Source organism: Massilia norwichensis (assembly GCF_024753245.1).
GTDB lineage: Bacteria > Pseudomonadota > Gammaproteobacteria > Burkholderiales > Burkholderiaceae_D > Telluria > Telluria norwichensis.
Map to the genome: position 1 here is coordinate 91,209 of NZ_JANUGX010000009.1, position 23,089 is coordinate 114,297.

At 65.6% G+C, this 23,089-nt stretch carries 27 protein-coding genes; 14 read left to right on the plus strand and 13 right to left on the minus strand.

From position 1 onward, the window contains the following. Positions 1-80 precede the first annotated feature (80 nt). From greB to NX782_RS09765, 5 genes are all read left to right on the plus strand, one after another. Positions 81-647, plus strand: a complete 567-nt coding sequence (gene greB, locus NX782_RS09745; protein ID WP_258845253.1) for a transcription elongation factor GreB — start codon at positions 81-83, stop codon at positions 645-647. A gap of 4 nt (positions 648-651) precedes the next feature. Next, entirely contained in the window at positions 652-1,248 is a 597-nt protein-coding gene (locus NX782_RS09750) for a biliverdin-producing heme oxygenase (RefSeq protein ID WP_258845254.1), read from the plus strand. A 6-nt stretch (positions 1,249-1,254) separates the two neighbouring features. Then, entirely contained in the window at positions 1,255-2,028 is a 774-nt protein-coding gene (locus NX782_RS09755) for a helix-turn-helix domain-containing protein (protein ID WP_258845255.1), read from the plus strand. 15 nt (positions 2,029-2,043) lie between these two features. Continuing rightward, positions 2,044-2,352 (plus strand): hypothetical protein, encoded by a 309-nt coding sequence (locus tag NX782_RS09760; protein WP_258845256.1) that lies wholly within the window; start codon positions 2,044-2,046, stop codon positions 2,350-2,352. Positions 2,353-2,484: 132 nt separating this feature from the next. Continuing rightward, entirely contained in the window at positions 2,485-3,282 is a 798-nt protein-coding gene (locus tag NX782_RS09765) for a prohibitin family protein (protein ID WP_258845257.1), read from the plus strand. A 50-nt stretch (positions 3,283-3,332) separates the two neighbouring features. On the opposite strand, the gene NX782_RS09770 is transcribed toward NX782_RS09765, so the two are convergent. Continuing rightward, the gene (locus NX782_RS09770) at positions 3,333-3,650 is read right to left on the minus strand and encodes a DMT family transporter (protein WP_258845258.1); all 318 of its coding nucleotides are present in this window, start codon (positions 3,648-3,650) and stop codon (positions 3,333-3,335) included. A 157-nt stretch (positions 3,651-3,807) separates the two neighbouring features. On the opposite strand from NX782_RS09770, the gene NX782_RS09775 reads away from it, so the two are divergent. Next, a complete protein-coding gene (locus tag NX782_RS09775) occupies positions 3,808-4,173 on the plus strand; it encodes a VOC family protein (RefSeq protein WP_258845259.1) in 366 nt (121 codons plus the stop codon). A gap of 34 nt (positions 4,174-4,207) precedes the next feature. Here NX782_RS09775 and NX782_RS09780 read toward each other — a convergent pair whose 3' ends face one another. The 4 genes from NX782_RS09780 to NX782_RS09795 form a co-directional block, all read right to left on the minus strand. Then, positions 4,208-6,448, minus strand: coding sequence for a RelA/SpoT family protein (locus NX782_RS09780; protein ID WP_258845260.1), 2,241 nt, complete (start codon positions 6,446-6,448; stop codon positions 4,208-4,210). Positions 6,449-6,572: 124 nt separating this feature from the next. After that, the gene (gene rpoZ / locus NX782_RS09785; RefSeq protein ID WP_123069763.1) at positions 6,573-6,776 is read right to left on the minus strand and encodes a DNA-directed RNA polymerase subunit omega; all 204 of its coding nucleotides are present in this window, start codon (positions 6,774-6,776) and stop codon (positions 6,573-6,575) included. A gap of 100 nt (positions 6,777-6,876) precedes the next feature. Beyond that, positions 6,877-7,524 carry a guanylate kinase gene (gmk, locus tag NX782_RS09790; protein ID WP_258845261.1) on the minus strand — a complete coding sequence of 216 codons (648 nt, stop codon included), beginning with the start codon at positions 7,522-7,524 and terminating at the stop codon, positions 6,877-6,879. A gap of 191 nt (positions 7,525-7,715) precedes the next feature. Further along, positions 7,716-8,603: a YicC/YloC family endoribonuclease gene (locus NX782_RS09795; protein ID WP_258845262.1), complete on the minus strand. Its 888-nt coding sequence runs from the start codon at positions 8,601-8,603 to the stop codon at positions 7,716-7,718. A gap of 117 nt (positions 8,604-8,720) precedes the next feature. On the opposite strand from NX782_RS09795, the gene NX782_RS09800 reads away from it, so the two are divergent. Genes NX782_RS09800 through rph form a run of 3 tightly spaced genes read left to right on the plus strand, consistent with a single transcriptional unit; the run spans position 8,721 to position 11,434 of the window. Beyond that, positions 8,721-9,725 carry a serine/threonine protein kinase gene (locus tag NX782_RS09800; RefSeq protein ID WP_258845263.1) on the plus strand — a complete coding sequence of 335 codons (1,005 nt, stop codon included), beginning with the start codon at positions 8,721-8,723 and terminating at the stop codon, positions 9,723-9,725. 8 nt (positions 9,726-9,733) lie between these two features. Further along, on the plus strand, positions 9,734-10,681 hold the full coding sequence (locus NX782_RS09805; RefSeq protein ID WP_258845264.1) for a PP2C family protein-serine/threonine phosphatase: 948 nt from the start codon (positions 9,734-9,736) through the stop codon (positions 10,679-10,681). Positions 10,682-10,699: 18 nt separating this feature from the next. Further along, positions 10,700-11,434, plus strand: a complete 735-nt coding sequence (gene rph / locus NX782_RS09810) for a ribonuclease PH (protein WP_258845265.1) — start codon at positions 10,700-10,702, stop codon at positions 11,432-11,434. Between the two features lie 6 nt (positions 11,435-11,440). On the opposite strand, the gene arsH is transcribed toward rph, so the two are convergent. From arsH to NX782_RS09840, 6 genes are all read right to left on the minus strand, one after another. Beyond that, positions 11,441-12,157 carry an arsenical resistance protein ArsH gene (arsH, locus tag NX782_RS09815; protein WP_258845266.1) on the minus strand — a complete coding sequence of 239 codons (717 nt, stop codon included), beginning with the start codon at positions 12,155-12,157 and terminating at the stop codon, positions 11,441-11,443. Between the two features lie 13 nt (positions 12,158-12,170). Then, on the minus strand, positions 12,171-13,457 hold the full coding sequence (locus NX782_RS09820; protein ID WP_258845267.1) for an arsenic transporter: 1,287 nt from the start codon (positions 13,455-13,457) through the stop codon (positions 12,171-12,173). Between the two features lie 9 nt (positions 13,458-13,466). Next, entirely contained in the window at positions 13,467-13,946 is a 480-nt protein-coding gene (locus NX782_RS09825; protein ID WP_258845268.1) for an arsenate reductase ArsC, read from the minus strand. A gap of 7 nt (positions 13,947-13,953) precedes the next feature. After that, positions 13,954-14,265: an ArsR/SmtB family transcription factor gene (locus NX782_RS09830; protein WP_258845269.1), complete on the minus strand. Its 312-nt coding sequence runs from the start codon at positions 14,263-14,265 to the stop codon at positions 13,954-13,956. An 85-nt stretch (positions 14,266-14,350) separates the two neighbouring features. Next, positions 14,351-14,944, minus strand: a complete 594-nt coding sequence (locus NX782_RS09835) for a DNA-binding protein (RefSeq protein WP_258845270.1) — start codon at positions 14,942-14,944, stop codon at positions 14,351-14,353. 6 nt (positions 14,945-14,950) lie between these two features. Continuing rightward, the gene (locus NX782_RS09840) at positions 14,951-16,159 is read right to left on the minus strand and encodes a cation:proton antiporter (protein ID WP_258845271.1); all 1,209 of its coding nucleotides are present in this window, start codon (positions 16,157-16,159) and stop codon (positions 14,951-14,953) included. Between the two features lie 165 nt (positions 16,160-16,324). Here NX782_RS09840 and NX782_RS09845 point away from each other — a divergent pair, with 165 nt between their 5' ends. Beyond that, positions 16,325-17,398 (plus strand): glycoside hydrolase family 43 protein, encoded by a 1,074-nt coding sequence (locus NX782_RS09845; RefSeq protein ID WP_258845272.1) that lies wholly within the window; start codon positions 16,325-16,327, stop codon positions 17,396-17,398. On the opposite strand, the gene NX782_RS09850 is transcribed toward NX782_RS09845, so the two are convergent. After that, a complete protein-coding gene (locus NX782_RS09850) occupies positions 17,379-19,262 on the minus strand; it encodes an ABC transporter ATP-binding protein/permease (RefSeq protein ID WP_258845273.1) in 1,884 nt (627 codons plus the stop codon). The genes NX782_RS09845 and NX782_RS09850 overlap by 20 nt on opposite strands. 149 nt (positions 19,263-19,411) lie before the next feature. On the opposite strand from NX782_RS09850, the gene NX782_RS09855 reads away from it, so the two are divergent. Genes NX782_RS09855 through NX782_RS09870 form a run of 4 tightly spaced genes read left to right on the plus strand, consistent with a single transcriptional unit; the run spans position 19,412 to position 22,345 of the window. Beyond that, the gene (locus NX782_RS09855; RefSeq protein WP_258845274.1) at positions 19,412-19,921 is read left to right on the plus strand and encodes a hypothetical protein; all 510 of its coding nucleotides are present in this window, start codon (positions 19,412-19,414) and stop codon (positions 19,919-19,921) included. 50 nt (positions 19,922-19,971) lie between these two features. Beyond that, entirely contained in the window at positions 19,972-20,556 is a 585-nt protein-coding gene (rdgB, locus tag NX782_RS09860) for an RdgB/HAM1 family non-canonical purine NTP pyrophosphatase (protein WP_258845275.1), read from the plus strand. An 8-nt stretch (positions 20,557-20,564) separates the two neighbouring features. Next, entirely contained in the window at positions 20,565-21,809 is a 1,245-nt protein-coding gene (gene hemW / locus NX782_RS09865) for a radical SAM family heme chaperone HemW (RefSeq protein WP_258845276.1), read from the plus strand. Further along, on the plus strand, positions 21,809-22,345 hold the full coding sequence (locus NX782_RS09870; RefSeq protein ID WP_258845277.1) for a tetratricopeptide repeat protein: 537 nt from the start codon (positions 21,809-21,811) through the stop codon (positions 22,343-22,345). The genes hemW and NX782_RS09870 overlap by 1 nt, the downstream gene beginning before the upstream one ends. A 15-nt stretch (positions 22,346-22,360) precedes the next feature. On the opposite strand, the gene NX782_RS09875 is transcribed toward NX782_RS09870, so the two are convergent. Beyond that, a complete protein-coding gene (locus tag NX782_RS09875; RefSeq protein ID WP_258845278.1) occupies positions 22,361-23,089 on the minus strand; it encodes a haloacid dehalogenase type II in 729 nt (242 codons plus the stop codon).

The window sequence follows — 23,089 nt, forward strand, 5'->3', positions numbered from 1 at the left end:
ATACGGGAAATGCCGGGGCCCACCGGCGCAGCGTTGGCGCGCATGCATCATGTTTGTACGCTTAAGGCTACAATGAGGCCATGAACAAGGCTTTTGTAAAAGAGTCCGACAACGAGGACGATGACGATACCCCGGCGCTGGCGCAGCAGATTCCGGCCGGCTCCAAGAACTACATCACCCCCGCCGGCCACAAGGCCATCAAGGACGAACTGCTGCAGCTGATCGATGTCGACCGGCCGGAAGTCGTGCGCGTGGTGCACTGGGCCGCCTCGAACGGCGACCGCTCGGAAAACGGCGACTATATCTACGGCAAGCGGCGCCTGCGCGAAATCGACCGCCGCATCCGCTTCCTCACCAAGCGCCTGGACTCGGCCTTCGTGGTCGACCCGTCGGTCCATCACGGCAACGACCAGGTGTTCTTCGGCGCCACCGTCAGCTATCTCAACAAGGCGGGCGAGGAACACACCGTCACCATCGTCGGCATCGACGAGCTCGATCCGCTGAAGGGCAAGATCAGCTGGATCTCGCCGGTGGCGCGCGCGCTGACCAAGGCGCGCGAGGGCGAGGTCGTCACCCTGCAGACCCCGCTGGGCACGGACGAGCTGGAAATCCTCAGCGTCGACTATCCCGAACCGATCACGGACTGATGCCATGAAATACCCTACCGAGACCGCGCGCGAGCCGGATGCGCTCGCCGCATTGCGCTCGGCCACGCACAGCCGCCATGAGGAACTCGACAGCGGGCTGCCGATCGGCGCGCCCGATGCTTCCCTGGGCGATTACGCAGCGCACCTGAGCATGCTGCGCGCCTGGCTGGCGCCGCTGCAGGCCTGGCTGCGCACTTTCGACGATGGTCCGCAGTGCGACGCACAGTTCGACCAGGCTGGCCGCCTGGCGCTGATCGAACAGGACCTGGCGGAGCAGGACATGCCGCCAGCGTCCTCCGGCGCGGCCGGCGTGACCGGCTGGCCGCGTGACGTCAGTCCCGCCTGGCGCTGGGGCGTGTGCTACGTGATCGAAGGATCGCAGCTGGGCGGCGCCGTGCTCTACCAACGCCTGCACGCGCGGCTGGCCCCGCATCCGCTGCGTTACCTGAAAGGGGCGGACACCGGCCCCGGCCCGCGCTGGCGCGCCTTCATGCAGGCGCTGCGCGAACACGTGCGCAGCCCGCGGGAGATCCTTGACGCCAGCGCCGGCGCCTGCGCCGCCTTCGACAGCATCCTGGCGCTGGGCATGCACAGGCGCTAGCCTGCGATGCACCTCTACCGGGAATTCCCGCCGCATCCGCGTCTGGCCGGCCTGGTCGCCTGCCTGTGGAGCAGCCATGCCGTGCCGGGCGGCGCGCCGCTGCGCCACCGTGTGCTGCCGGATAACTGCATCGACATCCTGTGGCAGGACCGCGCGCCTGCCGGCTTCGTGGCCGGCATGATGTCGCGCCCGCACCGGGTCGAGGTGCTGCAACCCGTGCTGACGGTGGCGGTGCGTTTCCTGCCCGGCGCGGCGCGCGCCTTTTTCGGCATGCCGCTGCATTTGTTGCAGGACGGCCATCCCGGCTTGACCGAACTGTGGCCGCCGCACGAGGCCGAGGCCCTGGCGGCCGCATTGTGGGAACGCGAGCAGACCCTGGCGCAGCGCCTGGCGACGATCGAACGGGCCTTGCTGGCGCGCCTGCAGCGGCATGCAGTGGACCGCGGCGAGCGCCTGGTGCGCGCGGCGGTCGGGCTGATCGAAAGCTCGGGTGGCGCGCTGCGCGTCGAGGAACTGGCGCAGTCGCTGGGCGTCTCGCGCCAGCACCTGGCGCTGCAATTTCGCGAACGCGTGGGCCTGAACGCCAAGACCTTTGCGATGGTCTGCCGCTTCCGCCGCGCCAGCAGCGCCCTGCGCGGAGTGCAAGGAGCGCCGGTCGACTGGGCCGGCCTGGCAGGCGAGTGCGGGTATTATGACCAGTCGCACCTGATCCACGAATTCCGGCAGTTCGCCGGCGAGACGCCACAGGCGTTCGCGCTTGGCCGCGTGCCGGCGCCATGACCATCATCGAAACGCATGCCCAAGAAAACCCCGATCTTCCCCGGCCCGCGCACAGGACGCGGCCAAGTCCTCGCGATCCTGCTGTCCAGCGCCGACCAGGCCGGCGCCGAGCCGCTGCGCGGCCGCGTGACCCTGGCCGCCATCGTGCGCTCGCTGAAGCGCAAATACCACTGGCCGATCGAGACCACCAGCTTTCCCTCGAACGCGGCCGACGGCCGTGCCACCTGGGCCACGGTGTACAGCCTGCCGCCTGAGGTCATCGACAAGGCGCTGGATGGGCGCGGGCGCGACTGGCTGAAGAGCAGCCTGGGCGACAGGGTTTGACTGCCAACTTTGACAAGTTTCGAATTTTCCGCAGATCCACATCAGAATTTCCTGATGTTTTTATTAATTCCTCCGAGATACACTTTGTTGGCCGTTCAATAACGCGGCTTAACTCATCGGAAAGGAATTCAAATGAACAGGTTGCCATTCAAGGTCATCGGCATCGTCATCGCAGCGATCGTCGTGGTATCGCTCGCGCCTTTCGGCACCGTACCGTCCGGACACCGGGGCGTGATGACGACCTTCGGCAGCCCGAGCGACCAGGTGCTCAGCGAAGGCATCCACTTCCGCATCCCGCTGGCGCAGAAGCTCAACCTGGTCAACGTCTCGATCCAGAAGGGCGAAGGCGACGGCGATGCCGCTTCGCGCGACCTGCAGATCGTGCACACCCGCGTGGCGCTGAACTACCACGTCAAGCCGGAAGCGGCGATGACGGTGTTCCGCGACCTCGGCAACGAGCCCGGCACCCGCATCATCATCCCGTCGGTGCAGGAAGCCGTGAAGGCCGTCACCGCGCGCTTCACCGCCGAGGAACTGATCGCCAAGCGCACCGACGTGCGCGACCAGATCATGGTCCAGCTGCGCGAACGCCTGGGACGCCACGGCATCGTGGTCGACGAGTTCTCGATCGTGAACTTCAACTTCTCGCGCTCCTTCAACGAAGCGATCGAAGCCAAGACCACGGCCGAGCAGCTGAAGCTGAAGGCCGAACGCGACCTGCTGCGTATCGAAGTGGAAGCCAAGCAGCGTGTGGCCCAGGCCCGGGCCGAAGCCGAATCGCTGGCGATCCAGCGCCAGCAGGTGACCCCGGAGCTGATCCGCCTGCGCGAGATGGAGAACCAGCGCCAGGCCATCGAGAAATGGGATGGCAAACTGCCCAGCGTGGCGGGCGGTGCGATCCCTTTCATTAACGTGAACGGCGCGAAGTAAGGTTTGGGGCGGCCATGAGATGCAATATCCATGGCCGCTTCCGGGACCGGCTAATGCGCGGACAGCTTCATCAGCACGAGCCCGCCGACGATCAGGACCGCGGCGCCAATTCGCATCGGGCCGATCTGCTCGCCCAGGAAGACGATGCCGACGATGAATGCGCCAATCGCGCCAATCCCGGTCCAGACGGTATACGCCGTCCCTAAAGGCAGGGTGCGCATTGCCACGGACAGCAAGCCGAAGCTTGCCGTCATGGTGACGATGGTAACGATGGAATAGGTGGGATGGGTAAAACCATTCGACAGTTTCATCGAATATGCCCATACGACTTCGAACAGACCGGCGACAAGCAACAGGATCCAGGCCATGACGGCTCCCTCTTCAAGCCGGGCCGTCCCGCATGTTTTCCCGGATGGGGGAGGTCGTCCTCCGATCCAGCATTGTAGCGGAGCTTCCATTTTTCCAATACCCGGCCATGGCGAAATGGCATCATGTGGCTTTTACCGGGATGTCAGGAGACTAAAAATGATCAAGGGATTACGCACCGTGAAGTACCCCGTACCGGACCTCGACCAGGCCAAGGCCTGGTTTGCCGAGGCCTTCGGCACCGCGCCTTACTTCGACCAGCCGTTCTACGTCGGCTTCGCCATCGGCGGCTTCGAGCTGGGTTTGGTGCCGGACGGGACGCCGGGCACTGCGGGCTCGGTGGTGTACTGGGGCGTGGACGACATCGAGGCCGAGGTCGCGCGCATCGTCGGGCTTGGTGCGACGGAACACGAGGCGATCCAGGATGTGGGGGAGGGGATCAGGGTGGCGGAGCTGAAGGACCCGTTCGGGAATGTGCTGGGGCTGATCCAGAATCCGCTGTTCGATACGGCTGCGGTGTCCTAGTCGTCGTCCCCGCGCAGGCGGGAACGACGATGAGTCAGGTCCGCTCGCGCTCGACCCGGTTCACGCCCGCCACGCGCCGCAGGTTGCGGATCAGGTGGGCCAGGTGCACGCGGTCCTTCACCTGGATCGTGAAGCGCAGCTGGGTCATCATGTGTTCATCGTCCTCGTCCATGCCGACGTAGGTGATGTTGGCGTCGGACTCGCCGATCTCGGCGGCCACGCGGGCCAGGATGCCCTTCTCGTTGTTGATCAGGAGGCGGATGCGGCAGTCGAAGCGGCGGTTCAGCTCATTGCCCCACTGGACCGCGATCCAGCGGTCCGGCTCCTTGTTGCGCAGGCGCTTGGCCTGCGAGCAGTCGCCGGTGTGCACCACCAGGCCCTGGTCGCGGCGCAGCTGGCCGACGATCTGGTCGCCCGGGATCGGCAGGCAGCAGGGCGCCAGCTGGACCGAGACGCCTTCGCTGCCGTAGATCGTGACCGGATCCAGTTCGGGCGAATTGCTCGGCTGGGCCGGCACCGCGTCGACCGGCGCGTCCATCATGCCGAAGATGTGGCGCGCCACCAGCGCCGGCATGCGCTTGCCGATGCCGATGTCGGCGTACAGCTCTTCCATCGACTTGGCCGAGGATTCGGCCAGCAGCTTGTCGATGGTGGAGGGCGAGAGTTCGCCGCGGATGCCCAGCTGGGCCAGCGCCTGGCTCAGCAGTTCCTGGCCCAGTTCCACCGATTCGTTCAGGTTGATGGTGCGCAGGTAGTGGCGGATCGCGGAACGCGCCTTGCCGGTACGGACAAACGACAGCCAGGTCGGGCTCGGGCGCGAATCCGGGTCGGTCTCGATCTCGACGATGTCGCCGTTGCGCAGCTCGGTGCGCAACTGGGCCGGCTCGTGGTTGATCTTGACCGACACGGTATGGTCGCCGATGCCGGTGTGGATCGAGTACGCGAAGTCGAGCGGGGTCGCGCCGCGCGGCAGGGCGATGATCTTCGACTTCGGGGTGAACACATACACCGAGTCCGGGAACAGGTCGACCTTGACGTGCTCGAGGAACTCGGCCGAGTCGCCGGTCTGCTGCTGGATGTCGAGCAGCGACTGCAGCCAGGCGTGGGTGCGCTGCTGCAGGTCCGACATGTTCTGGTCGCCGGTCTTGTACAGCCAGTGCGCCGCCACGCCGCTCTCCGCGGTGCGGTGCATTTCCTGGGTGCGGATCTGGAATTCGACCGGGGTGCCGTAGGGGCCGATCAGGGTGGTGTGCAGCGACTGGTAGCCGTTGATCTTGCGGATCGCGATGTAGTCCTTGAACTTGCCGGGCATCGGCTTGTACAGGGCGTGCAGGGTGCCGAGCGCCACGTAACAGTTCGGGACCGTGTCGACCACCACGCGGAAGCCATAGACGTCCAGCACCTGCGAGAACGACAGGCGCTTGTTGCGCATCTTTTTATAGATGCCGAACAGGGTCTTTTCGCGGCCGTAGACTTCGGCCTGGATGCCTGCCACGCCGAGCTGGTTCTTGACCGCGTCGAGGATTTTCTTGACCACTTCGCGGCGGTTGCCGCGCGCGGCCTTGATCGCTTTCGCCAGCGTCTGGTAGCGCAGCGGGTACAGGTGCGAGAACGACAGGTCCTGCAGCTCGCGGTAGATGTCGTTCAGGCCGAGCCGGTGCGCGATCGGCACGTAGACTTCCATGGTCTCGCCGGCGATGCGGCGCTTCTTGGCGGGCGCCATCACGCCCAGCGTGCGCATGTTGTGCAGGCGGTCGGCCAGCTTGATCAGGATGACGCGCACGTCCGATGCCATGGCCAGCAGCATCTTGCGGAAGTTCTCGGCCTGGGCCTCGACCACGCTCTGGAATTCGATCTTCTCCAGCTTGGACAGGCCGTCGACCAGGTTCGCGACCTGGGGGCCGAAGCGCTCCAGCAGCTCTTCCTTCTTGACGTCCTGGTCCTCGATCACGTCGTGCAGCAGCGCGGCCATGATGGCCTGGGCGTCCAGCTTCCAGTCGGCGCAGATCTCGGCGACGGCGATCGGGTGGGAGATATAGGGTTCGCCCGACTTGCGCACCTGGCCGAGGTGCATCTCGTCGGAGAAGCGGTAGGCTTCCTTGACCTTCTTGAGTTCAGCGGGCGTGAGGTATTCGCCCAACTTGCTGGCGAGGTGGGAAATCGACGCGACACCTGGAGCAGGGGCCGGCTCGGCTTCGTGCGGCTTGCTGGCAGGCCTGCCGGGTCTGCCTTTGGTGGTGCTTGCGTGGGTGGATTCCGGGGGAGACAAGGTCATACTCGAAGATAATCAGCCGCTGTGTGGGGACAGCATAGCAGAATAAGCCGGGGTCAGAGCCCGCTTGATGCGCTTGAGCTCCAACCCCGGCTTATTCTTGTACTGCCGATGCCGGCTGGCGTAATTACATCGGGACCTTTTTCAGCATCTCGATGCCGACCTTGCCGGCGGCGATTTCACGCAGGGCGACGACGGTCGGCTTGTCCTTGGCTTCGACCTTCGGGGTGTGGCCCTGCAGCAGCTGGCGCGCGCGGTAGGTCGCGGACAGGGTCAGCTGGAAGCGGTTCGGGATATTCTTCAGGCAGTCTTCGATGGTGATGCGGGCCATGGTGTGCTCCTAGATCTGGAAATAAATTGCGAATCGGGCGGTAATTCGGGGTCAGAGCCCGGTTTTAACGAATGGGCTCTGACCCCGAATTACCGAGGGATCAGCTCTGCGGTTGGTGCGCGTGGATGCCTAACTGCGCGAACAGCGAAGCATTGCGGGCCGCCTGCTGGGCGAATCGTGCTCGTGTCGCTTTGACAATCGCCCTCAGCTCGGACAGGGCGACGTTGAACTCTTCGTTGATGATAGCATATTCGAACTCCGGAGCGTGAGCGATCTCACCGCCCGCGGCCAGCAAACGTCGCGTGATGATGTGCGGTTCGTCGGTGCCGCGCTTGTGCAGGCGCTCTTCCAGCGCCGCGATCGACGGCGGCAGGATGAAGATGCCGGCTGCATCCGGGAACAACTTCTTGACCTGGCGCGCGCCCTGCCAGTCGATCTCCAGCAGGATGTCGGTGCCGTTCTTCATTTCCTGTTCGACGCTCAGGCGGCTGGTGCCGTAGTAATTGCCGTGCACCTCGGCCCATTCCAGGAACTCGCCGCGGTCGGCGCGGGCGACGAAGTCGTCGGCGGTCGTGAAGTGGTAGTGGACGCCGTCCTGTTCGCCCGGGCGCGGCGGACGCGTGGTGGTCGAGATCGACAGCTTGATGCCGGGCTCCTGCGCCAGCAGGGCATTGACCAGGGTCGATTTGCCGGCGCCGGACGGGGCGGCGACAATGAACAGGCTGCCGGAGAAGGCGGTGGTGATCATGGTTGTTCCTTTTGCTACGTTTTCGATGTTCATAAATCCACGTGGGCACGGAACACCCACCCCGTAGGGTGGGCACACCGTGCCCACGCATGCCAAGCTTGAAAAGCCGGCGATTGATCAGTGGGGTCAGAATTCGGGGTCAGAGCCCGGTGTTCACGGGTGGGCTCTGACCCCGAATTCATGACCCTCGATTATTCGAGATTCTGCACCTGCTCCCGCATCTGCTCGATCAGCAGCTTCAGCTCCATCGACGCATCCGCCAGCTCCTTGACCGAGGCCTTGGCGCCCAGCGTGTTCGCTTCGCGGTTCAGTTCCTGCATCATGAAGTCGAGGCGCTTGCCGACCTGGCCGCCCTTTTTCAGGATGTGACGGGTCTCGTTCAGGTGCGCGGTCAGGCGCGACAGCTCTTCCGAGACGTCGATGCGGATGCCGTACAGCGTGACTTCCTGGCGGATCCGCTCGAACACTTCCTGGCGTGTCAGCACCTGCGGGTTGGCGTGGCCGGCCAGGCCCAGCGCGTCCTGCATGCGTTCCACCGCCTTCTGCTGGAATTGCGAGATCACCTGCGGGATCAAAGGCGTGATGCGCTTGACGATGGCTTCCATCGATTCGATGCGCGACAGCAGCATCGCCTCCAGGGCGGCGCCTTCGCGCTTGCGGCTGTCGACGAAAGCGGCCACCACCTGTTTGGTGAGGGCGGCGACGTCGGCCTGCAGCGATTCCTGGCCAACCTGCGCCTCCTCGATCACGCCCGGCCAGCGCAGCAGTTCGGCCACGGTCATCAGCGGGGCCGAAACGAAATGGCGCGTGACTTCGGATTGCAGCCGTGCCAGGTCGGCCAGCAGTGCCTGGTTCAGTACCTGGGAGCCGCTTGCCGCCTTGCGGCCGAAGGACAGGCGGACTTCCACCTTGCCGCGCGTGATCGCCGCCATGATCGCCGAGCGCAGGTCGGGTTCCAGCGCGCGCAGTTCGTCGTTGATGCGGAACTGCAGGTCGAGGAAGCGTGAATTGACGCTCTTGATCTCGATGGTGAGGGTGCCGGCAGCGCCTTCGCTGGTGGCGACCGCATAACCTGTCATGCTAGAAATGCTCAATGGAATCCCCGAGTTATCACGGGGCCGCGAGGGCCCCTTTATTCTTTACAAAGCGGTGATTTATCCACACAATCGCCGTGTTACGCAAGGAATACTTCCCACATGGCTGCACAAAATAACGCTCCCCTGCCCGATGGGCTGGAAATTGGCGGATATCGCATTGTAAAGAAAATTGCGTCCGGCGGGTTCAGTATTGTTTATCTTGCATATGATGGCGACGGCAATGCGGTCGCGATCAAGGAATACCTCCCCAGCGCCCTGGCGCTGCGCCAGCCCGGCCAGCTGATTCCCATCATTTCGAAGGCCAATCTGCCGGTGTTCCGCATCGGCCTGAAGTGCTTTTTCGAGGAGGGCAGGGCGCTGGCCAGGATCGTCCATCCGAACGTGGTGCGGGTCCTGAACTTCTTCCGCGCCAACGACACGGTCTATATGGTGATGGCCTACGAATCGGGCCATTCGCTGCAGGAGCAGATCGCGCGCCTGCTGGCCAAGGGCCAGCGCGCCAGCGAAGGCTTCATCCGCCAGGCCTTCAAGGGCGTCTGCGGCGGCCTGCGCGAAGTCCACGCCAACAAGCTGCTGCACCTGGATCTCAAGCCCGCCAACGTCTACCTGCGTACCGACGGCACCCCGCTGCTGCTGGACTTCGGCGCCGCGCGCCAGACCATCAACACCGACGTGCCGACGCTGGCGCCGATGTACACGCCCGGCTTTGCCGCCCCCGAGCTGTATGCGAAGGGCGCCGCGCTCGGCCCCTGGACCGACATCTACAGCATCGGCGCGGCGATCTACGCCTGCATGGCCGCCGCGCCGCCGCAGCCGGCCGACCAGCGCCGCACCCGCGACGAGATGCCCGAGCGCTTCGCCAGGATCGCAGATGCGTATTCGCCCGAACTGCTGGCGATGACGCGGGCCTGCCTGGACATGGACCCGCTGGCGCGTCCGCAGAGCGTGTTCGCGGTGCAGAAGGTGCTGCAGGCGGCCATGCCCGGCGCGCCGGTGCCGGCCGCGCCGGCCGCGTCCGCCGCGCGGCCCGCAAAAGAACGGGCCGACGCGCCCGCGGCATCCGGCTGGCGCAGCCTGGTCGGCCGCATCAATCCCTTCGCCTAGGAACCGCCATGCAGTTTTCCGTCTACCAGCAAAGCCACATCGGCGGCCGCAAGGTCAACCAGGACCGCATGGGCTACAGCTACACGCGCGAAGCCCTGTTGCTGGTGCTGGCCGACGGCATGGGCGGCCACCAGCGCGGCGAGGTCGCGGCCGGCATCGCCCTGCAGACCATGTCGGCGCTGTTCCGCAATGCGGCCACGCCCTGGGTCAGGAAGCCCGAGCGCTTTCTGGAAGAAGCCTTCATGCAGGCCCACGAAGCGATCCAGCGCTACGCCCGCGAGCAGGGCATGCCGGACAACCCGCGCACCACCATCGTCGCCTGCCTGGTTCAGCACAACTGCGCGGTGTGGGCGCATTGCGGCGACTCGCGCCTGTACTGGCTGCGCCGCGGCCAGATCCTGGCGCGCACGCGCGACCACTCGCACATCGAACACCTGATCGCCAAGGGCCTGGCCGACCCCAGCGAGCGCAATACCCACCCCGACCGCAATAAACTCTACAGCTGCCTCGGCGCCAACACGCCGCCGCGGGTCGAGCTGTCGCGCCAGGCCAGCCTGGAGCCGGGCGACGTGCTGCTGCTCTGCTCGGACGGCCTGTGGGGCATCCTGCCCGACACCGAGATCGTGCACCAGCTGTCGACCCACACCATCGTGCAGGCGGTGCCGGACATGATCGGCATGGCCACCGCGATCGCAGGCAGCCGCGGCGACAACACCACCGCCCTCGCCATCCAGTGGCAGGGCGCGCACGATGCGGCATCCAGCGGCGACGACGGCATGGTCTCGACCCTGATGCTGCCCGAAGGCGAAGTCACGACGCGCCTGGCCGAGCAGCCGGCGGCCGATCCGGCGAATCCGGCCACCGCGGCGCTGGACGACTTCGACGACGAAGACATCGAAAAGGCCATCGCCGAGATCCGCGACGCGATCGAAAAATCTTCCCAGCTACTCAAATGATCGAATAAAAGGACCCAAATGACCTTCACCACCCGCCCCAGCAACCGCAGCGTCGACCAGCTGCGCAGCATCCGCATCACCCGCCAGTACACCAAGCACGCCGAAGGGTCGGTCTTGATCGAATGCGGCGACACCAAGGTGATCTGCACCGCCAGCATCGAAGAGAAGGTGCCGGGCTTCCTGAAGGGCAAAGGGCAGGGCTGGATGACGGCGGAATACGGCATGCTGCCGCGCTCGACGCACACGCGCATGGACCGCGAAGCCGCGCGCGGCAAGCAGTCCGGCCGTACCCAGGAGATCCAGCGCCTGATCGGCCGCTCGCTGCGCGCCGCCTTCGACCTGGAAGCCTTCGGCGAGCGCACCCTGCACCTGGACTGCGACGTGATCCAGGCCGACGGCGGCACCCGCACCGCGTCGATCACCGGCGCGATGGTGGCGGCCTACGATGCCTTCAACGCGCTGGTCGGCCGCGGCCTGATCGGCGCCGTGCCGGTCAAGCAGTTCGTGGCGGCGGTGTCGGTGGGCGTGTACAAGGGCATGCCGGTGCTGGACCTCGACTACATCGAGGATTCCGACTGCGACACCGACATGAACGTGGTGATGACCGACCTCGGCCACTTCGTCGAAGTGCAGGGCACGGCCGAGGGCGCGGCCTTCTCGCGCGCCGGCATGAACCGCCTGCTGGACCTGGCCGAGAAGGGCATCCGCGAACTGGTGACCCTGCAGAAGCAGTCGCTGGGCCTGATCGGCTGAGCGCCGTTACAGCTTTTCGATCTGCCGGTCGATCGCCTTGCGGGCGCGCTCGTTGCGCTCGCTGTAGCGGTCGGTCAGGTAATCGGTGCGGCCGCGCAGCAGCAGCGTCATCTTGAAAAGCTCTTCCATCACGTCGACCACGCGGTCGTAGTAGGCGGAAGGACGCATGCGGCCGGCCTCGTCGAATTCCTTGTAGGCCATCGGCACCGAGGACTGGTTCGGAATCGTGAACATGCGCATCCAGCGCCCCAGCAGGCGCAGCGTGTTGACGACGTTGAAGGACTGCGAACCGCCGCAAACCTGCATCACCGCCAGCGTGCGGCCCTGGCTCGGGCGGATCGCGCCCATTTCGAGCGGAATCCAGTCGATCTGGTTCTTCATCACCGCGGTGATCGCGCCATGGCGCTCCGGGCTGCACCAGACCTGGCCTTCCGACCACAGACAGAGTTCGCGCAGCTCGGCCACCTTCGGATGCGTCTCCGGCACGCTGCCGACCATCGGCAGTTCCATCGGATCGAAGATCTTCACCTCGGCACCGAAATGCTCGAGGATGCGCGCCGCTTCGTAGGTGAGAAAGCGGCTGAAGGAGCGTTCGCGCAGCGAGCCGTACAGCATCAGGATGCGCGGCGGGTGCTGCAGGTCGCCTTGTGGCGCCAGCTTGTCGATGGTCGGCAGGTCGAGCAGTTCGGGTTTGATGTTGGGGAGATTCGGGATCTTGTCCATGATTTCTTTCAGCTCAGTCCAGACCCAGGCGCAGGGCCAGCGCGCTCAAGGTCACCAGAAGAATGGGCAGCGTCAGCAGGATGCCGACCCTGAAATAATAGCCCCAGGAGATGCGGATGTTCTTCGCCGACAGCACGTGTAGCCACAGCAAGGTGGCGAGGCTGCCGATCGGCGTGATCTTGGGGCCCAGGTCGGCGCCGATCACGTTCGCGTAGACCATCGCCTCGCGCACCGCGCCCTGGGCCATAGTGGCGTCGATGGCCAGCGCGCCGACCAGCACGGTCGGCATGTTGTTCATGATGGACGAAAGGATGGCCGTGATGAAGCCCGTTCCCAGCGCGGCGCTCCAGATGCCGTGCTGCGCGCAACGATCCAGCAAGGCCGTCAGCCAGGCGGTCAGCCCGGCATTGCGCAGGCCGTACACGACCAGGTACATCCCCAGCGAAAACACGACGACCTGCCACGGCGCCCCACGCAGCACCTCGCGGGTCGGGATGCGCTGCCCGCGCGCCGCCACGGCGAGCAGGAGCAAGGCGCCGGTCGCGGCGACCGCGCTGATCGGCACGCCGGCGTCGTCGAGCCAGAAGAAACCCACGAGCAGCATCGCCAGCACCCACCAGCCGGTGAGGAAGGTGGCGCGGTCGTGGATCGCTTCCATCGGCTGCTTGAGCTGGGCCAGGTCGTAGTCGGGCGGGATGTCCTTGCGGAAGAAGCAAACGAGGGCAGCGAGCGTGGCCGCCACCGACACCAGGTTGACCGGCACCATCACCGCCGCATAGCGTGCGAAGCCGATCCCGAAGTAGTCGCTCGATACGATGTTCACCAGGTTCGATACGCCAAGGGGCAGGCTGGCGGTATCGGCGATGAAGCCGGCCGCCATCACGTAGGCCAGCGTCGCCCGGGGCGTGAAGCGCAGCGCCGTCAGCATGGCGACGACGATGGGCGTCAGGATCAGCGCGGCGCCGTCGTTGGCGAACAGCGCGGCCACCGCGGCGCCGAGCAGGACCAGCAGCACGAACAGGCGCCGTCCGCTTCCTTTTCCCCAGCGTGCCACGTGCAGCGCCGCCCATTCGAAGAACCCGGCTTTGTCGAGCAGTAGGCTGATGACGATCACTGCCACGAAGGTGCCGGTCGCGTTCCAGACGATGTGCCAGACCACCGGGATATCGCCGACCTGGACGACGCCGGCGAGCAGGGCTGCCGAGGCACCGGCGGCGGCGCTCCAGCCGATGCCCAGTCCGCGCGGCTGCCAGATGACCAGGCCGAGGGTGGCGACGAAAATGAGAAAGGCGCTCAGCACGGCGCTGCCCTAGCCGCCGATGCCGCCGATGCGGTCGAGCTCCACCTTCAGGCGCGCACGGTCGGCTTGCAGCAAGTCCGGCGGCAGGGCGAGGAAGGCTTCGATGCGCGCACGCAGGATCGCATAGGCCTGCTCGAAGGCCGCGTCGATTTCCGCATCGGGACCGACCACGTGGCTCGGATCGTCCACGCCCCAGTGCGTATGCAGGACCGGGCCGAGATAGGCCGGGCAGGTCTCGCCGGCGGCACTGGCGCAAACGGTGACCACGATGTCGGGCACCAGCGGCAGCGCGTCCCAGGACTTGCTGAAGTAGCCCGCGGTCGGGATGCCCTTGGCGGCCAGCAGGGCCAATGCCCGCTCGTTCAGCTTGCCCGTTGGCTGGCTGCCGGCGCTGATGGCGCGCCAGCCGCTCGGGGCCAGGTGGTTGAAGACGGCCTCGCCGATGAGCGAGCGGCAGGAATTGCCGGTGCAGAGAAAAAGGACGTTCATAGCAGGGTCAGGCCTTGCAGGCCGGAGGGCAGGGTTCGCCCCCGCAGCAGTTCTCGGTCAGGAAACCGACCAGCGCATTCATCGTGTCGAACTGCGCGGCGTAGATCACGAAGCGGCCTTCCTGGCGCGGCACGATCAGCTTCGCATGGCTCAGTTCTTTCAGGTGGAAGGACAGCGACGAGGGCGGCATGCCGAGCGCGTCGGCGATGCGGCTGGCGGCGAGTCCGGCGGGGCCGGCCTGCACCAGCAGGCGGTAGGCAGCCAGCCGCGATTCCTGGGCCAGTGCTGCCAGGGCTGTTACCGCATCATTGTTGTCCATGCTCGACTCGCGTATCGTTTCGATATTTCGAGTATAGTGGAAATGTATCGCGGCTCGCAAGCGGGGGTGGGTGGTCCGTGACTGTTTACAGGAATTTGAGTGCCGGCGGGCGCATGCTGTCGACGTCGAAGGCTTCGGAGCGCGCCCCGCCGGCCATCATGCTGAAGGGCGAGACGTCGCGGCCGCCGCGCGATGCCGCCAGGCGGCTGTTGAAGACGCCGAAGCCTTGGCCGGCCGGGCGCGGACCGTCGTCGAGGCGCCCGAAGCTGTCGACGCTGTCGAAGCCGAAGCCGCCGCGCTCTTCTTCCAGCGCCTCCAGGCGCGCTTCCAGCCGGGCGACGGTCGCGCGCAGCGCGGCCAGCTCGCGCTCCTTCTCGAGCAAGGCCTCGCGATGCGCCGCTTCCAGCTGGCGGATGCGCTGCTGGGCGTCGCCGTGCAGGCGGTCAGCCAGTTCTTCGACGAAGTCGTGCAGGCTGCGCGCGGTGTCTTCGCGCATGCTGCCGGCATCCCGTCCCGTGTCCTCGTCGGCCAGCTCCTTCAGGAAGCGGTGGATGGTCGATTTCGAGCCGGTATTGCCCAGGGCCAGGCGCACCGCGTCGACGGAAGGGTAGCGCCCCGCCGCCAGCAGTTGCTCGCGGCAGGTCCGGACCTGCGATTTTGAAAGACCGCTTCTCGCCATGGGGTGTTATGAACTCGCTTGATTGACCAGGCCGCTGTGCTGCGCCCGGTGCAATTTGGGATGCACGACCGGGATCGTCAGCATGGTACTGCCGACTGCCATCAGCAGCAAGGCCGTGAAGGTTTCGCTGGTGATGATCTGCTTGTCGAGCAGGATGTTGGCGAAGATGATCTCGATCAGCGCCTTGGTCTGCAGCAGCCAGCCGATGATCGAGGCTTCGCCGCTCTTCCAGTTCAGGAGCTTGCCGGCGATATGGGCAGCCGCCAGCTTGCCGCCGACCGAGGCGAACAACAGCAGGCCGGCCGCGAAGAACACCTGGTAGCCGCCCAGGTCCCATTTGGTGCGCAGGCCGGTGCTGAGGAAGAACACCGGCATCAGCACCATCAGCACGTTCTTGAAGAGGGCATCCAGCTGCTCCTGGCCGAACCAATCGGCATCCATCACCACGCCCGCCAGGAAGGCGCCGACCATGAAGTGCAGTCCGGCCCAGTCGGCGCCGAACGCGCAGGCGATCAGCCAGCCGAGGGCGACGTACCAGCGGTCGCTGCGCGGCAGGCGCGCCATCAGGCGGCGGAAGGGCACCGTCAGGAACACGAACAGCAGCAGGAAGCCGAGCTGGCGGCCGACCCGTTCCCAGTCGAGCATGATCAGCGCCAGCACGCCCCAGATCGCGACGTCGTCCAGGCTGGCGTAACGCAGGATGCGCTGGCCCATCGGCTGGCGCAGGATATTCAGCTTTTCGAGCAGGAGCACCAGGATCGGCAGCGCGGTCACGGCGCAGGCCATGCCGGTGCCGAGCATGAACTGCCAGGGCGCCGCCTTCGACCCGATCCAGCCCTGGTATTGCATCAGCAGGAAAGCAGCGGCGCAGCCGGCCAGCAGCGGGACGCCCAGCGACAGGCCGGCCGTGGCCGCGCTCTCGCGGCGGTACTGCCAGACCTTCTTGAGGTCGAGTTCCACGCCGGCCAGCATCACGAACAGCATCACGCCCCATTGCGCGATGCCGTTCAGGGTCTTCACCACGTCCGGATTGAAAACGAATTTGTGGTACTCGGGAAAGAATGCGCCGACCACGCCGGGGCCCAGGATGATGCCCATGATGATCTGGACGATCACCAGGGGCGCAAAATAATCGGTGCGGCACAGGCGCCAGACCAGATAGGGGGCGACGAAGATCAGCAGCATCGCCAGCAGGAAGATTTCCGTGGTGCTCATTGCTCAGGTCTCCTTGGTACGTAATTATGTAATGGTGTACGGACAGTGATGCTAACGAACAATTAACCGCATGCAAAGAAATTTCTGCCAAAATGGGAAGGTTTCCACACAAACCTGACTGATCTGATAGGCTGGATTGCGGCGCGCGCAGGCGCAGGAGGACCAATGAAGAACAAGCTCGGCGTACTGGCGCAGGCAGCGCTGCTGGTGGTATCGACGGTCGCCGGCATGGCGGCGCAGGCAGCCAACCCGATCGTGCCCGGCTGGTACGCCGATCCGGAAATCCGCATCTTCGATGGCCGCTACTGGATCTATCCGACCTATTCCGACGCTGCCGGCAAGCCGGAGCAGCCGCCATCCTTCAACGCCCGGCAAAAACGGCTGCGCGCACAGACGCAGCTGATCTGGGAACCCTTCCTGAAGCAGACCTTCCTCGACGCCTTTTCCTCGCCCGACCTGGTGCACTGGACCAGGCACCCGCACGTGCTCGACGTCGAGCGGGTTGCCTGGGCCGCCTATGCCGTCTGGGCGCCTTCGGCCATCGAGCACCATGGCCGCTACTACCTGTTCTTCGGCGCCAACGACATCAAGAGCAACGGCCAGCTCGGCGGCATCGGCGTGGCCGTCAGCGACCGTCCCGAGGGGCCATTCAGGGACGCGCTCGGCAAACCGCTGATCGGCGAAATCCACAACGGCGCCCAGCCGATCGACCAGATGGTCTTCAAGGACGACGACGGCCAACTCTATATGTATTACGGCGGCTGGAAGCATGCCAACGTGGTCAGGCTGGCGCCCGACCTGCTCAGCCTCCTGCCTTTCCCGGATGGCGTCACCTACAAGGAGATCACGCCGGACCCGGCCTATGTGGAAGGCTCCTTCATGGCCAAGCGCAAGGGCGTGTATTACCTGATGTGGTCGGAAGGGGAGTGGACCGGGCCGGATTACCGCGTCGCCTACGCCATGGGCGCGTCACCGGTCGGGCCCTTCAGGCGTATCGGCACGATCCTCGAGCAGGACGCCAGGATCGCGCGCGGCGCCGGGCACCATTCGATCGTGAACATTCCGGGCAGCGACGACTGGTACATCGCCTATCACCGCCGGCCCTTGAACGACAAGGACGGCAACCACCGCGAACTGGCCATCGACCGGCTGTATTTCAATGAAGACGGTACGATCAGGCCGGTCACGATGACCAGCGAAGGCGTGCCGCCGCGGCCGCTCAAAGGCTCAGCACCCTGATCGCCGGCGACGTCGCCGGCACGGCCTTGCGCGCATCCTGTGCCCGCGGCGCTTCGACACCCGCACTGCCGGTCGCGGCCCCTGGCGCATCGAACTGGCAGCCGCTGGCCTCGTGCAGTTCCCATGCGCCTTCGCCCTTCAGGCGCAGCACGTGGGTGTGGTGGCGCAGCACCGCCGCCCGGTGCGCGATGCTGATCAGGGTGGTGCCGCTTGCGCGCAGGCGCGCATACAGCGACGCCTCGTTTGCGCTGTCGAGCGCACTGGTCGCCTCGTCGAGGATCACGATGCCGGGTTCGTGCACCAGCACGCGGGCGAAGGCCAGGCGCTGCTGCTCGCCCACCGACAGCAGCTTTTCCCAGTCCTGCACCGCATCCAGGCCGCCCACGCGCTCGGCCAGATAGGGCAGGTGGACCTGCTCGAGGATGGCCAGCAGCTGGTCGTCGCTCAGGTCGCAATCCGCGCTCGGGTAGATCAGCTGGCTGCGCAGGCTGCCGTGCTGCAGGTAGGGCTGCTGCGGCAGGAAGAAGAACTCTTCCATCGGCGGATGGCGGATCGTGCCGCTGCCGCGATGCCACAGGCCGGCGATCGCGCGCAGCAGCGAGCTCTTGCCGCAGCCGCTGTCGCCGGTGATGAGCAGGGCGTCGCCGGGTTTGAGGACCAGGTTCAGCTCCTTGATCAGCACGCGGTCGGATTGCGGCGGGTGCAGGGTCAGGGCTTCGAGCGTGAGCTGCTGGCCCGGGCGCTTCTGGATGCGCGGCTGCAGGCTTTCCTCCGCCGGCTTGCCGCTCTCGGCCGGCAGCAGCAGGTTCGACAGCCCCTGCAGGCGGTCGATGCCGGCCACGAAGCGGCTCAGGCTCTCGAAGTTGTCGACGATGACGCCGACCGCGCCCAGCACGGCGGTAAAGGCGCCGGCCGCCTGCACCGCGCGGCCGACCTCCAGCTCGCCGGACAGCACCTGCGAGGCCAGGATCACGCTCGGCAGCACCAGGGTCAGCTGGCTGAAGGTGCGCTGGAAGAAGTTGAGCGAACGCTGCTTGCGGATCAGGCGCGCGAAGTTGTTGATGACCTTGTCCAGCTTGCTGTCGATGTGGGCGCGCTCCTGGGCCTCGCCGCGGTAGAAGGCGATCGACTCGGCATTCTCGCGCACGCGCATCAGGCTGAAGCGGAAATCCGCCTCGCGCCGCAACTGCCAGAAATTCAGGTGGATCAGGGGCGTGCCGAACACCCACAAGGCGACCACGGTGCCGGTCAGCGCATACACCGCCAGCACGCCGACCAGCAGGTGCGAAATCGACCACAGCACGGCGCTGAAGGCCACCAGCTGCATGATCGAACCCAGGAAGATCAGCAGGAAGTTGATCGACCTGCCGGTAAAGGTGTTGATGTCCTCGCTGATGCGCTGGTCGGGGTTGTCGATGTCGGGGTCGGCGCCCAGCTCGTAGTACTTGCGGCCTTGCAGGTAGCCGTCGAGGAAGCGGCCGGTCAGCCAGCGCCGCCACTTGTTGGCGAACAGGTCGCGCATGTAGTAATAGAAGGCGTAGATCGGCACCGCGAAGGCCAGCACGAACAGGCAGGCGCGTACCGAAGTCCAGAAGCGGTCGCCATTCCTGCTGGCCAGCGCCGAGGTCATTTCGCCGGCCTGGTCGTTCAGCATCACCGCGAACTTGGTTTCGGCCAGCATCAGCACGATCAGCAGGCCGAGCAGCAGCCAGGCCTGCTTCTTTTCTTCGCCCAGCCAATAGGGTTTGGCCACCCTGATAAATTGCTTCCACGCAGCGAGTGACAGGGGTTTGATCCGGCGCTTCTTTTTGGGCGCTGCCGGGGCATCGCTGCCTGCGCCCTTGGTGATGTCTTCGGGTTTCATGAGGGTCAGCATACGGCCGCGTTGGGCAGGGTTCTGTGCAGAAACGGACATAGCGTCGACGAAAAAAATGCTCGTGCGACAGTCGTGACAATCGGTGAGTGTGTGCGGGCAATCGCTGGCTATACTCATCCATTTCAATGGAGGAAATCATGAACATGCTTGCCTGCCGCATCCTTCCCGCGCTGGTTCTCGTGACTGGCCTGCAGCCTGCCCTGGGCAGCGCATGCGCGATCATGAACAAGGAGCAGGCGGCGGAAAGGCAGCGCCAGATCGTCGACGAAACCAAGGCCGAGATTACGAAGCTCAAGGAACAGGCCGACCTGATCTTCATCGGCCGGCTGTCGAAGCTGACTTTCGAGAAGGAAGCCGTCGACAAGGATGGCTGGCAGCACCATCAGGCCGTGTTCACGGTCGACAGACCGATCAAGGGCCATTACCCGGAAGGGCAGGCCCTGCAATTTGCCACGAGCAGGAACCGCGTCTGGGTTTCCATCGGCTGCCGGCCGCAGTTCTGGCAGTTGCCGACCGAAAAAGGCGAAGGCGAGTCCTACCTGGTCTACGCGAAGGAAGGCACGATCCTCAGGACCAACCACATCCCCGACAGGCCGCAAGCCCTGGGCGCTTACGAGGAAGCCGCATTCATCAGCGACGAGCGCTGACGGGGCCGGGGCGCTAAAATAGCGGCTTCCCCGCGCACCCGATAAAGAACATGACCCAACGCCTCATCCTTGCCTCGAACAACGCAGGCAAGCTCAAGGAATTCGCCCAGCTGCTGGCCCCGATCGGCTTCGAACTGCATCCACAGGGCGAGTTCAACGTCCCCGAAGCGGAAGAGCCCTTCGGCACCTTCGTCGAGAACGCCCTGCAGAAGGCCCGCCATGCTTCGCGCCTGACCGGCCTGCCGGCGCTGGCCGACGATTCCGGCGTCTGCGTGAACGCCCTCGGCGGCGCGCCCGGCGTGTACTCGGCGCGCTATGCCGGCGAACCGAAGTCGGACGCCCGCAACAACGAAAAGCTGATCGCAGACCTCGCAAGCCACGCCGACAAGTCGGCCTATTACTATTGCGTGCTGGTCTACGTGCGCCACGCCGACGATCCGCAGCCGGTGATCGCCGACGGCATCTGGCGCGGCCAGATCGTCGACACCCCGCGCGGCGCCAACGGCTTCGGCTACGACCCTTACTTCCTGATCCCGGCACTGGGCAAGACCACCGCCGAGCTGGAGCCATCCGAGAAGAACGCCATCTCCCACCGCGGCCAGGCGATCCGCGCCCTGGTCGAAAAGCTCAGGTAATCGAAGCGATGATTCCGATTAAACCCGTCGGCAACGGCGTGGCGGCGAACACCGAGCCGCGTAATCCCGCCACCGCCGCCCTGCAATACCTGCAGCCCGGTTCCCTGAACCTGACGGCGCTGCCGCCGCTGTCGCTGTACATCCACTGGCCGTGGTGCGTGCGCAAATGCCCGTATTGCGACTTCAATTCGCACGAGTCGAAGGGACCGGTGCCCGAGCAGGCCTACCTGGACGCGCTGCGCCTCGACCTCGAACAGTCGCTGCCGCTGATCTGGGGACGCAAGATCCAGACCGTGTTCATCGGCGGCGGCACGCCCAGCCTGATGTCGGCCGCCGGCCTCGACCGCCTGCTGTCCGACCTGCGCACCCTGCTGCCGCTGGAGATCAACGCCGAGATCACGATGGAAGCGAATCCCGGCACCTTCGAGGCGGAAAAATTCAAGGCCTACCGCGCCAGCGGCATCAACCGCCTGTCGATCGGCATCCAGAGCTTCAACGGCAGGCACCTGCAGGCGCTGGGCCGCATCCACGACGAGAACGAAGCGCGCAAGGCGATCGAGATCGCCCAGGCCAACTTCGACAACTTCAACCTCGACCTGATGTTCGCGCTGCCCGGGCAGACGCTCGAAGAAGCGCAGCGCGACATCGATACCGCACTGTCCTACGCGCCGCCGCACCTGTCGCTGTACCACCTGACGATGGAGCCGAACACGGTCTTCGCCAAGTACCCGCCGCAGCTGCCCGACGACGACGAGAGCGCGGACATCCAGGACATGATCCACGAGAAGATGGCGGGCGCCGGCTACGAGCACTACGAGGTCTCGGCCTACGCCCGGCCCGGCCACCGCGCGCGCCACAACCTGAACTACTGGCAGTTCGGCGACTATCTCGGCATCGGCGCCGGCGCGCATTCGAAGCTGTCCTTCCCGCACCGCGTGCTGCGCCAGGCGCGCTACAAGCAGCCGGCGTCCTTCATCGAAGCGGCGCAAAAGGGCAATGCGGTGCACGAGGAGCACGAGATCACGCGCGCCGAGATGGGCTTCGAATTCATGCTCAACACGCTGCGCCTGCTTGATGGCTTCGACCCGAACCTGTTCGGCGAGCGCACCGGCATGTCGATCACGGCCATCGAGAAGACGCTCAACGAAGCCGAGGCCAAAGGCTTGCTGTACCGCGACTTCAAGGTGATCCGCCCGACCGAGCTGGGGCAGCGCTTCCTCAACGATCTGCACGAGATGTTTTTGGCGGAATGATGAAAAAGACCCTCCTGACGGCCGCCATGCTGCTGGCGGTCTCTCTGAACGCGCTGGCGCAGGCGGACGACATCGCGGTGTACAACCGCGGCGTCGAGGCATTCCGCGCCAAGGATTACGCCGCGGCCCGCCAGCATTGGGGCAAGCTGGTCGCCCAGCCTTACGCGGAAGCCTACAACAACCTCGGTTTCCTGCTGTATTACGGCATGGGCGGCGAAGCGGACCCGGTGCGCGCGGTGGCGCTGTGGCGGGCCGCCGCGGAAATGAAGCATCGCGAATCGCAGTGGCACCTGGCCGTTGCTTACGATGAAGGGAAGGGCGCCACGGCGAATGAGGTCGAAGCCTATGCCTGGTATCGCTGCGTCGACGCCAGCTACCGGCGCACCCCGGCTGTCGATGGCGACGATGCCGCGATCCGCCGCCAGACCAGCGAAGGCCTCGCGCGCGTTTTCGGCCGCATCCCCGAGAAGCAGCGCGAAGCCGCCGAGCGGCTGGCCAGGGTCTACACCGATCTTTACCTGTCCGACGAAAAATAAACCCGGCGCGATCGCTCACAGGCAGCCGAGGATATCGGCCACCTCGGTCAGCGATTCCGCCACCACATCCCAGTCCTCTTCCGCCCGCAGGTCCGTGTCCTGGTCCGGCCCATACTCATGCGGCCGGCGCACGAACACGGTGCGCATGCCCAGTGCCCGCGCCGCCCGCAGGTCGGCGTTGTGCGCCGCTACCATCGCCGCCTGCGCCGGCGCGAAGCCGGCCGCGTCCAGCGGTTGCAGGTAGGTGGCCGGCTGCGGCTTGTAGGTCCGCGAAACCTCCGCACCCAGGATCGCATCCCAGGGCAGGCCGCCGAAGCGGGCCAGCTGCAGCATGCCGGCGATGTGCCCGTTCGAGATCGGCGCGATGGCGAAGCGGCGTTTCAGGCGCGCCAAGCCTTCGACCGCGTCGGGCCAGGGGTCCAGCCTTTCCCAGGCGCGCGTCAAGTCCGCCAGCTCTGCCTCGGGGATGTCGCCTGCTGCCACGCCGTGCGCAGCCAGCAGCTGTTCCAGGTTCTCGCGCTGCAGCACGTCCAGCCTGACCCAGGGCCGCTGGCCCGAGCGCACCTTTTCCATCGCGGGTTGATAGAGCGCGCGCCAGGCATTCGCGAAATCGAAGGGATCGAGACGCAAGCCGTGGTGCTCGAGAAAGGGCGCCGCCGCGCGCGCTACGCCGGCACGCCAGTCGACCACCGTGCCGAACACGTCGAAACCGAGGAAGCCGACATCCGCGAGTTTCCCGCCCAT